The sequence below is a fragment of the Streptomyces sp. 8K308 genome (assembly GCF_004348315.1).
In the GTDB taxonomy this organism is placed as follows: Bacteria; Actinomycetota; Actinomycetes; order Streptomycetales; family Streptomycetaceae; genus Streptomyces.
Window position 1 is genome coordinate 1 of sequence record NZ_SMKC01000315.1, and the last position, 8,090, is coordinate 8,090.

7 protein-coding genes and 1 pseudogene are annotated in these 8,090 nt (G+C 75.4%); 5 read left to right on the forward strand and 3 right to left on the reverse strand.

The features are described 5' to 3' along the window. Window positions 1-149: 149 nt before the first annotated feature. Entirely contained in the window at window positions 150-740 is a 591-nt protein-coding gene (locus tag E1265_RS29525; RefSeq protein ID WP_243741199.1) for a DUF3000 domain-containing protein, read from the reverse strand. Window positions 741-937: 197 nt separating this feature from the next. On the opposite strand from E1265_RS29525, the gene hemE reads away from it, so the two are divergent. Genes hemE through hemQ form a run of 3 tightly spaced genes read left to right on the forward strand, consistent with a single transcriptional unit; the run spans window position 938 to window position 4,152 of the window. Next, window positions 938-1,969, forward strand: coding sequence for a uroporphyrinogen decarboxylase (hemE, locus tag E1265_RS29530; protein ID WP_243741200.1), 1,032 nt, complete (start codon window positions 938-940; stop codon window positions 1,967-1,969). A 42-nt stretch (window positions 1,970-2,011) separates the two neighbouring features. After that, window positions 2,012-3,415: a protoporphyrinogen oxidase gene (gene hemG, locus E1265_RS29535; RefSeq protein WP_132934055.1), complete on the forward strand. Its 1,404-nt coding sequence runs from the start codon at window positions 2,012-2,014 to the stop codon at window positions 3,413-3,415. A gap of 17 nt (window positions 3,416-3,432) precedes the next feature. Continuing rightward, entirely contained in the window at window positions 3,433-4,152 is a 720-nt protein-coding gene (gene hemQ / locus E1265_RS29540; RefSeq protein WP_132934056.1) for a hydrogen peroxide-dependent heme synthase, read from the forward strand. 27 nt (window positions 4,153-4,179) lie between these two features. Here the strand turns inward: hemQ and E1265_RS29545 are convergent, their stop codons facing one another. Continuing rightward, window positions 4,180-5,052, reverse strand: coding sequence for a TIGR04222 domain-containing membrane protein (locus E1265_RS29545; protein WP_132934057.1), 873 nt, complete (start codon window positions 5,050-5,052; stop codon window positions 4,180-4,182). A 4-nt stretch (window positions 5,053-5,056) separates the two neighbouring features. Further along, window positions 5,057-6,293, reverse strand: a pseudogene (locus E1265_RS29550) (DUF692 domain-containing protein). Window positions 6,294-6,459: 166 nt separating this feature from the next. Here E1265_RS29550 and E1265_RS29555 point away from each other — a divergent pair. Beyond that, window positions 6,460-7,260 (forward strand): ATP-binding cassette domain-containing protein, encoded by an 801-nt coding sequence (locus E1265_RS29555; RefSeq protein ID WP_132934058.1) that lies wholly within the window; start codon window positions 6,460-6,462, stop codon window positions 7,258-7,260. Window positions 7,261-7,265: 5 nt separating this feature from the next. Next, a complete protein-coding gene (locus tag E1265_RS29560) occupies window positions 7,266-7,931 on the forward strand; it encodes an ABC transporter (RefSeq protein WP_132934059.1) in 666 nt (221 codons plus the stop codon). Window positions 7,932-8,090 lie beyond the last annotated feature (159 nt).

Genomic DNA, 8,090 nt, shown 5'->3' on the forward strand with positions numbered 1-8,090 from the left:
GGGTGGGATGGGGACGGATCCGAAACCGACTCCCGGGGAGGAGTCGGGGCGATCCGGGTGGAAGGGTCACTGAGTCCTTCGGCACGATCCCACTGGGCCTTTAGAGAATGATCACGAACCGGTGATTCGTCATCCCAGCGTCCCCGCGTTCACATCGCCCGCGGCCCCCGGCGGCGCGGCAGGGCGGTGACCGCGGGACCGTTGGACTCCGGGGGCAGTCCAGCGCACTGCGCGAGCAGGGCGCACCAGGCGAGCAGGTGGGCGCCGGCCTCGTCCGGGTCCGCCGGCGTCCAGGAGGAGCGCAGTTCGAGCTCGGCCCGCGCCGGCCGGTCGGCCAGGCCACCGAAGAAGTTCGAACCGGCCCTGGTGACCGTGCCGTTGGCCTCGCGCCGGTCGAGCCCCCGGCCGTCAAGCGCCTCCGTCAACCAGGACCACGCCACGTCGGGCAGCAGCGGGTCGGTGGCGAGCTCCGGCTCCAGGTCGGCCCTGGCCAACGTCACCACGCGGAAGTCGCCCTGCCAGGTCTCGTCGCCCGCCGGATCGTGCAGCAGCACGAAGCGGCCGTCGGCCAGCTCCTCCTCGCCAGCGGTCACGGTCGCGCCCACCGCGTGTGCGAACGGCGCGAGCCTGCGGGGCGGCGGCAGCGGGGCGAGCCTGACCTCGGGGCGCGGCCGGGCCGCGGTCAACGCCGTGACCGCGCGCCTGAAGGACGCCGGGACCCGCGCACCGGGGTCGTTCATGATTCCGGACTCCTCCACCGGCTGGGTTCGAGACGCTGCCATGGCCGGTAACCCTAGGGGGGCGCGGCCGCGGCCGCCACGGACCCGCCTCGGCGACCGGACCGTGACGACCAGACCCTAGGCGCAGGCGCCCCGCGACGGCGGTAGCCACACCCGCGCGCGCCGTCCGAGCCGGGCGGCGTGGGAGACTGCTCCCTGTGACTGTGACCGACTCCGCCTTCCTCAAAGCGTGCCGTCGCGAGCCCGTCCCGCACACCCCGGTGTGGTTCATGCGACAGGCCGGCCGCTCGCTGCCCGAGTACCGCAAGGTCCGCGAGGGCATCGCCATGCTCGACTCCTGTATGCGGCCCGACCTGGTCACGGAGATCACCCTCCAGCCCGTCCGCCGGCACGGGGTGGACGCGGCCATCCTCTTCAGCGACATCGTCGTGCCGCTCAAGGCCATCGGCGTCGACCTCGACATCAAGCCGGGCGTCGGCCCGGTCGTCGCCCGGCCCATCCGCAGCCGCGCCGACCTCGACCAGCTCCGGCCGCTCGAGCCCGACGACGTGCCGTACGTCACCGAGGCCATCGGCCTGCTCACCGCCGAGCTGGGCGACACCCCGCTGATCGGCTTCGCCGGCGCCCCGTTCACCCTCGCCAGCTACCTGGTCGAGGGCGGCCCCTCGCGCAACCACGAGCACACCAAGGCGCTGATGTACGGGGACCCGGAGCTGTGGGCCGAGCTGCTCGACCGGCTCGCCGGGATCACCTCGGCCTTCCTCAACACCCAGATCGAGGCCGGCGTCTCGGCCGTCCAGCTCTTCGACTCCTGGGTCGGCGCGCTGGCCCCCGCCGACTATCGGGCCTCGGTGCTGCCCGCCTCCGCCAAGGTCTTCCAGGCCGTCGCCGGCCACGGCGTGCCGCGCATCCACTTCGGCGTCGGCACCGGCGAGTTGCTCGGCCTGCTCGGCGAGGTGGGCGCCGACGTGGTCGGCGTCGACTGGCGCGTCCCGCTGGCCGAGGCCGCCCGCCGCGTCGGCCCGGACAAGGCGCTCCAGGGCAACCTCGACCCCGCGGTGCTCTTCGCGCCGCCCGAGGTCGTGGCCGCCCAGGCCGACCGGGTGCTCGACTCCGCCGCCGGCCTGCCGGGGCACGTCTTCAACCTTGGCCACGGCGTCCTGCCCGCCACGGACCCGGACGCCCTGACCCGGCTCGTCGCCCACGTCCACGAGCGGACCGCCCGCTGACCAGCCCCGACGGCACGTGAAGCGACGCATCGAGGGGGAGCCATGCATGTGATCGTCGTCGGCGGCGGCATCTCTGGCCTCGCCGCCGCCCACCGGCTGCTGTCCGCCGGCGTCCGGGTCACCCTGATCGAGGGCTCGGACCGGCTCGGCGGCAAGCTCCACACGGGCCGGGTCGCCGGCGTGGGCGTGGATTTGGGCGCCGAGGCGATACTCGCCCGCCGCCCCGAGGCCACGGAGCTCGCCCGCGCCGTCGGCCTCGGCGAGGCCCTGCGTCCGCCGGCCGTGGCCGGCGCCTCGATCTGGACCAGGGGCGCGCTGCGCCCCATGCCGCAGGACCAGGTCATGGGCGTGCCGTCCTCCGTGGCGGCCCTCGCCGGGGTGCTCTCGGACACCGGGCTCGCCCAGATCGCCAGGGACGCCGAGTTGCCCCCGCTCAAGGTCGGCGAGGACGCGTCCGTCGGCCGGCTCGTCGCCGAGCGCATGGGCCGGGAGGTCGTCGATCGGCTCGTCGAGCCGCTGCTCGGCGGCGTCTACGCGGGCGACGCGTACCAGATCTCGCTGCGCTCGGCCGTGCCCAAGCTGTACGAGGCGGCCCGCGAGCACGACACGCTGCTGGCCGCGGTCCGCGCCGTCCAGCGCCAGTCGGCCGGGCGCGCCCCGGGCGAGCCGGTGTTCACCGGCATCGAGGGCGGCGTCGGCACCCTGGCCAAGGCCGTGGCCGGCGCCTGCCGCGCCCAGGGCGCCGCCCTTGAGACCGGCGTCGCCGTCACCAACCTGCGGCGCACCGCGCGCGGTTGGGCCGCGTCCCTCGGCGACGGCCGCTCGCTCGCCGCCGACGGCGTGGTGCTCGCCGTGCCGGCCGCGGCCGCTGGCCGGCTGCTGGCCGCCGAGGCGCCGGCCGCGGCCGGCGAGCTGGCGGCCGTGGAGTACGCCTCGATGGCCATCGTCACCCTCGCCTTCCGCCGCGCCGACCTGGCCAGGCTGCCGCGCGGCAGCGGCTTCCTGGTGCCCGCGATCGACGGCCGCGTGATCAAGGCCGCCACCTTCACCACCAGCAAGTGGGACTGGGCGGCCGCCGCCGACCCCGCCCTGTTCCTGCTGCGCACCTCCGTCGGCCGCTACGGCGACGAGGGTCCGCTCGGCTGGGACGACGCCGATCTGGTGCGTGCCGCGCTCGACGACCTGGGCGAGGCCGCCGGCCTCACCGGCAAGCCCGTGGACAGCGTGGTGACCCGCTGGCACCAGGGCCTCCCGCAGTACACCGTGGGCCACGCCGAGCGCGTCGCCCGGGTGCGCGGCTACCTCGCCGGGCTTCCCGCGGTGCGTCTCGCCGGCGCCTCCTACGACGGCGTCGGCATCCCCGCCTGCGTCGCCTCCGCCCAGCGGGCCGTCGCCGAGCTGCTGCGCGCCGTGCCGCCGGGGCCGCGCGACGAGGCGGGGGAGTGAGGGGAGAGAATACGGCCATGACTACCGCACCAGACGCCTCGGAGAAGTCCGCCGGCAAGCGCGCCAAGGAGCTCAACGAGGTCATCCGCTACACCCTCTGGTCGGTGTTCCGGCTGCGCGAGCCGCTGCCCGAGGAGCGGGCCGGCCACGCGGCGGAGGTCACCGAGCTCTTCGAGCAGCTGGCCGCCAAGGACGTGGTGGTGCGCGGCACCTACGACGTGTCCGGGCTGCGCGCCGACGCCGACGTCATGATCTGGTGGCACGCCGAGACGGCGGACGCCCTGCAGGACGCCTACAACCGCTTCCGGCGCACCCGCCTCGGCCGGGCCCTGGAGCCGGTCTGGTCCAACATGGCGCTGCACCGGCCGGCCGAGTTCAACAAGTCGCACATCCCGGCGTTCCTCGCCGACGAGACGCCCCGCGACTACGTGAGCGTCTACCCGTTCGTCCGCTCCTACGAGTGGTACCTGTTGCCGGACGAGGAGCGGCGCGGGCTGCTCGCGGAGCACGGCCGGATGGCGCGCGGCTACCCGGACGTGCGGGCCAACACGGTCGCCTCGTTCTCGCTCGGCGACTACGAGTGGATCCTGGCCTTCGAGGCCGACGAGCTGCACCGGATCGTGGACCTGATGCGCCACCTGCGCGGCTCGGCCGCCCGCCGGCACGTCCGCGAGGAGATCCCGTTCTTCACCGGCCGCCGCAAGTCGGTGGCCGAGCTGGTCTCCGACCTGGCCTGACGGCGCGGGGGCCGCCAGGCCGAGTCGTCAGCCTCCGCCGCAGCCCCCGCCGCAACCTCCGCCACACGAGCTGCCGCCGCAACTGGAGCCGCCGCTACAGCCGCCACCCCCACCGGAGCCGCCGTCGCTCGTGGTGCCGGCGGAGCGGTTGTCCGCGAGCGGCAGCTCGGCGGCCTCGGCCAGCTCTGCGCGCAGTTCGAGATCGGTCAGCACGACGATCCCGCCCACCGCCACCAGCGGGGCGAGGGCCGTCGCCCCCGAGACGGCCTCGCGGTACCTGGACAGCGCCTCGGTCCCGGCGGCCGGCAGCGGCTCCCGACCGGGCCCCAGCACCAGGCTCGTCATCAGCGCGCCGGCGGCCACGGCCATCAGCACGGCCGCTGTCGTCGTCCCCGAGGAGTCGGTGGCCGCCAGCACGATCAGCAGCACCAGGGACGCCACGAGGACGACGAGCGACAGGGCCGCGGCGAGCCTGGCCGCCGACCGCCAGGCCTGCCGCCTGACGGGCCGCAGCAGCAGGCCCCGCGTCACCAGGCCGTCGCCGATCGCCGTCACCGCCGCCGAGTCGGCCAGACCCCGCCGGACGGTGCGCAGCGGCGCCTCCCAGCCGGCGCCGCACTGGGCCAGCACCTCGCGTTCCAGCGCGTCGTCGGCGACCGGTTCGACGACGTGCAGCGTGCCGCCGTCGACCAGGACCCGCCCCTTGTCGTACATCGCGCACAGCACCGTGTCCGCGACCCGGCCGGCGCCGCCGACGAGGAACGCCGCCTCGTAGGGCGAGTCCACGGTCACCTCGCCCGGCTGTCTGGGCAGCGTGCTCAACGCCCGCTTCCTGGTGGTGGACAGCCGGGCGAGCCCCACGGCCAACACGAGGCTGGCGAGGATGGAGAAGGTCAGCATGCGGTTACCCCCCGCTCTTTCCGAAAAGTCGCGCGAGCCGTCCCGCCGGCCGGCCCGTGCGCCGACCCAGCCAGGACTCGACGGCCCGCCTGGTCGCCCGGTCGGGCAGCCGGTCGCCGGCCAGCAGGTGTTCGGCGAAGGCGGTGGCGTCCCGGTGGTAGCCACCGGTCAGCGGAGTCGAGCGGATATAGGCGAGCACCAGCGGCCGGTAGCCGTTGCCCAGGATCTCCGGCAGCTCGGGCGCCACCCTCGCCAGCACCCCGGCCCGCTTGGCGGCCAGCGCGTCCCGCTGGATCCGCAGCCGCCCCGCGTCGAAGCCGTCGGGCACCGGCCCGCCGGCCGTCAGCGCCGACAGCAGCGCGTCCTGCCGGGCGGCCAACCGTCGCCGGGCGGCGTCGAGTTCCTCCGGCTCCCGGGACGGTTCAGCCACGGCGCACCCCGGAGACCACCTCGCGGATCGCGGCCAGTTCGCCGGCGAACTCCGCCGGCGGCCCGAACGCCTCATCCCGCTCAAGCAGCACCCCCGGGGGCTCGGTCCTGGCGCACAGCTCGCCCAGCACGTCGAGCACCGCAGGCGGCACCGGGTGCGCGTGGCTGTCGTGCCAGACGCCGTCCCGCTCCACGCCACCGGCCACGTGCACGTAGGCCAGCGCGTCGAGCGGGATGGCGTCCAGCGCGGAGGCCGGGTCCTCCCCACGGTTGACCTTGTTGGTGTACAGGTTCGCGACGTCGATCAGCAGCCCGACCCCCGTACGGTCCACCAACTCCGTCAGGAACTGTCCCTCGGTCAACTCGTCACCCGGCCAGCTGAAGAGCGCCGCGATGTTCTCGAGCGCCAGTGGCACGGGCAGCGCGTCCTGTGCGATCCGCACGTTCTCACACAGCACGCGCAGCCCATCACGGGTCCGCGGCACGGGTAGCAGGTGCCCCGCCTCGATGGCCGGCGTGTCGGTGAGCACGCCGCCCGCCCGGACGAAGGCGATGTGCTCGGTGACCAACGGAGCGTTGAGCGTCTCCGCCACCCACGCGAGCGACACCAGCCGGTGGGGCGAGGGCCGCTCGGCGCCCCCGAGCCCGAGCGACACCCCGTGCGGCACCACCGTCATGCCGCGCCCGACGAGCCTGAGCAGGCTCTCCGGGAGGTGGTCGGGGCAGACGTTCTCCGCGACCACCTCGACCCAGTCGATCCCGGGCAACTCCTCGACGACGGCCGCGATCTCGGGCCGCCAACCGATCCCCATCCCCAGCCGTGGCACGTTCTCCCCCTCACGACCTCGGTCGCCGGAACCGTACTTCGTGGGAGAGTTGTCTCCGGGCCTGGGGTTCGGGAATCCCTTTGGACGATGTTCAGAGCTAGATCTGAGGTTTGGGCTCGGAATCGGGCCCGAATGTGGGACAAGGGGCGAGATGAGACTGACGGGTGTCTCGCGTCGTTACGGCCGGCGCGCGCCATGGGTGCTGCGCGGCGTGGACCTCGAACTGGGACCTGGGACGCTGACCCGCGTCGAGGGCGGCAACGGCTCCGGCAAGTCCACGCTGCTGCGCCTCGTCGCCGGCCTCGACGCGCCGAGCCGCGGCCGGATCACCGGCCGCCCGCGCCGGGTCGGCTACGTGCCGGAGCGGTTCCCGGCCGCGCTGCCGCTGACCGCGCGCGGCTACCTCACCCACCTCGGCCGCGTCCACGGCCTCCCCGGCCGGCGCGCGGCGGCCGAGGGCGAGCGCTGGCTCGGGCTGCTCGGCGCTGCCGAGCACGCCGACACGCCCATGAGCGAACTCTCCAAGGGGAGTTGCCAGAAGGTGGCGGTGGCCCAGGCGCTGCTCGCGGCGCCGGAACTGCTGGTGCTCGACGAGGCGTGGACCGGTCTCGACCAGCCGGCCCGCCGGACCCTGGACGCGGCCGTCGAGGACCGCCTCGCCGCGGGCACCACGGTGCTCTTCGTCGACCACGACCCGGCCCGGCTCGCCCACGTCCCCGGGGCGGCGCTGCGCGTCGAGGCCGGCCGGCTCACGGCCCCCGGCGGGCCGGCGGCCACGGTGGTGGTCGAGGCGGTGGGCCCGCCAGACGCCCCATCGCCGCCAGGCGCCGAGCGGCTGCCGGACGGTGCCGTCCGGCTCAGCGTCCCCGCCACCCAGTCGGACGCGCTGCTGCGGACCCTGCTCGCCGCGGAACCCGCCTGGCACATCAGGACGGTGAACACCCGCCCATGACCGTGCTGCTCGCGCTCGTCCGCTACCGCCTGGCGCTCGTGCTGCACTCGCACCGCTGGCTGCCGCCGCTGCTGCTCTACGCCATGCTGCTGGTCGTCGGCGTGCGGGCCGGCGAACCCGTCCTCGACGCGCTCGGCCTCGTCGCGGCGGCCCTGCTGCCGACGGCCGCCTGGCTGGTGCGGGTCGGCGTGGCCGCCGAACCGCCGGCCGCCCGCGCCTGCGCGGTGGCCGCCGCCGGCCGGGCCCGGGTCCGGCTGGCCGCGGTCCTCACGGCGCTCACGACGTCGGCGGCGTTCGGTGTGGCTGGCACGGTCGCCGTGTTGCTGATCAGCGACGAGCACGGGGCCGACCGCCGCAGCCCGATCCCGCTCGGCCAGGCCGCGGCGGCGGGCCTCCTGGCCATGCTGACCTGTGCGCTGCTCGGCACGGCGCTCGGCGTCCTGTGCAACCGACCGCTGCTGCGCAGCCCCGCCTGGTCGATCCCGGTCACCGCGCTCGCGGCGATCGCCCTGCTGGCGGGCGGCGCCTCCCCGGCGAACGCGGCCGTCAGCACGCTGATCGACGGCTCCCAACGGGGCGCGGTGGACTGGCCGTTACTGCCGGTCGGCTGCGCCGCGCTGGTGGCGGCGGCCACGACGACCCTCTCCTGCGCCACGCCCCGCCCCGACTGACCGCTCGCTGCGCGCTCGCTGCGCGCTTGGCGTAGGCCACGGCGCGCTGCGCGCGCCTGCGCTGGCGCGCGGCTTGCAGGGGCCCTGACGGCGGCTTCGCCGCTCGTCGGGCCTCTGCGGCCGTGCTGGCCGCGGCCGTGCTGGCCTGCGGCCGTGCCG

Excerpts from the sequence above, each read along its gene's own strand:
- E1265_RS29525 (WP_243741199.1), bottom strand. The coding sequence starts at position 740 with ATGAACGACCCCGGTGCGCGGGTCCCGGCGTCCTTCAGGCGCGCGGTC.
- hemG (WP_132934055.1), top strand. The coding sequence starts at position 2,012 with ATGCATGTGATCGTCGTCGGCGGCGGCATCTCTGGCCTCGCCGCCGCC.
- hemQ (WP_132934056.1), top strand. The coding sequence starts at position 3,433 with ATGACTACCGCACCAGACGCCTCGGAGAAGTCCGCCGGCAAGCGCGCC.
- E1265_RS29545 (WP_132934057.1), bottom strand. The coding sequence starts at position 5,052 with ATGCTGACCTTCTCCATCCTCGCCAGCCTCGTGTTGGCCGTGGGGCTC.
- E1265_RS29555 (WP_132934058.1), top strand. The coding sequence starts at position 6,460 with ATGAGACTGACGGGTGTCTCGCGTCGTTACGGCCGGCGCGCGCCATGG.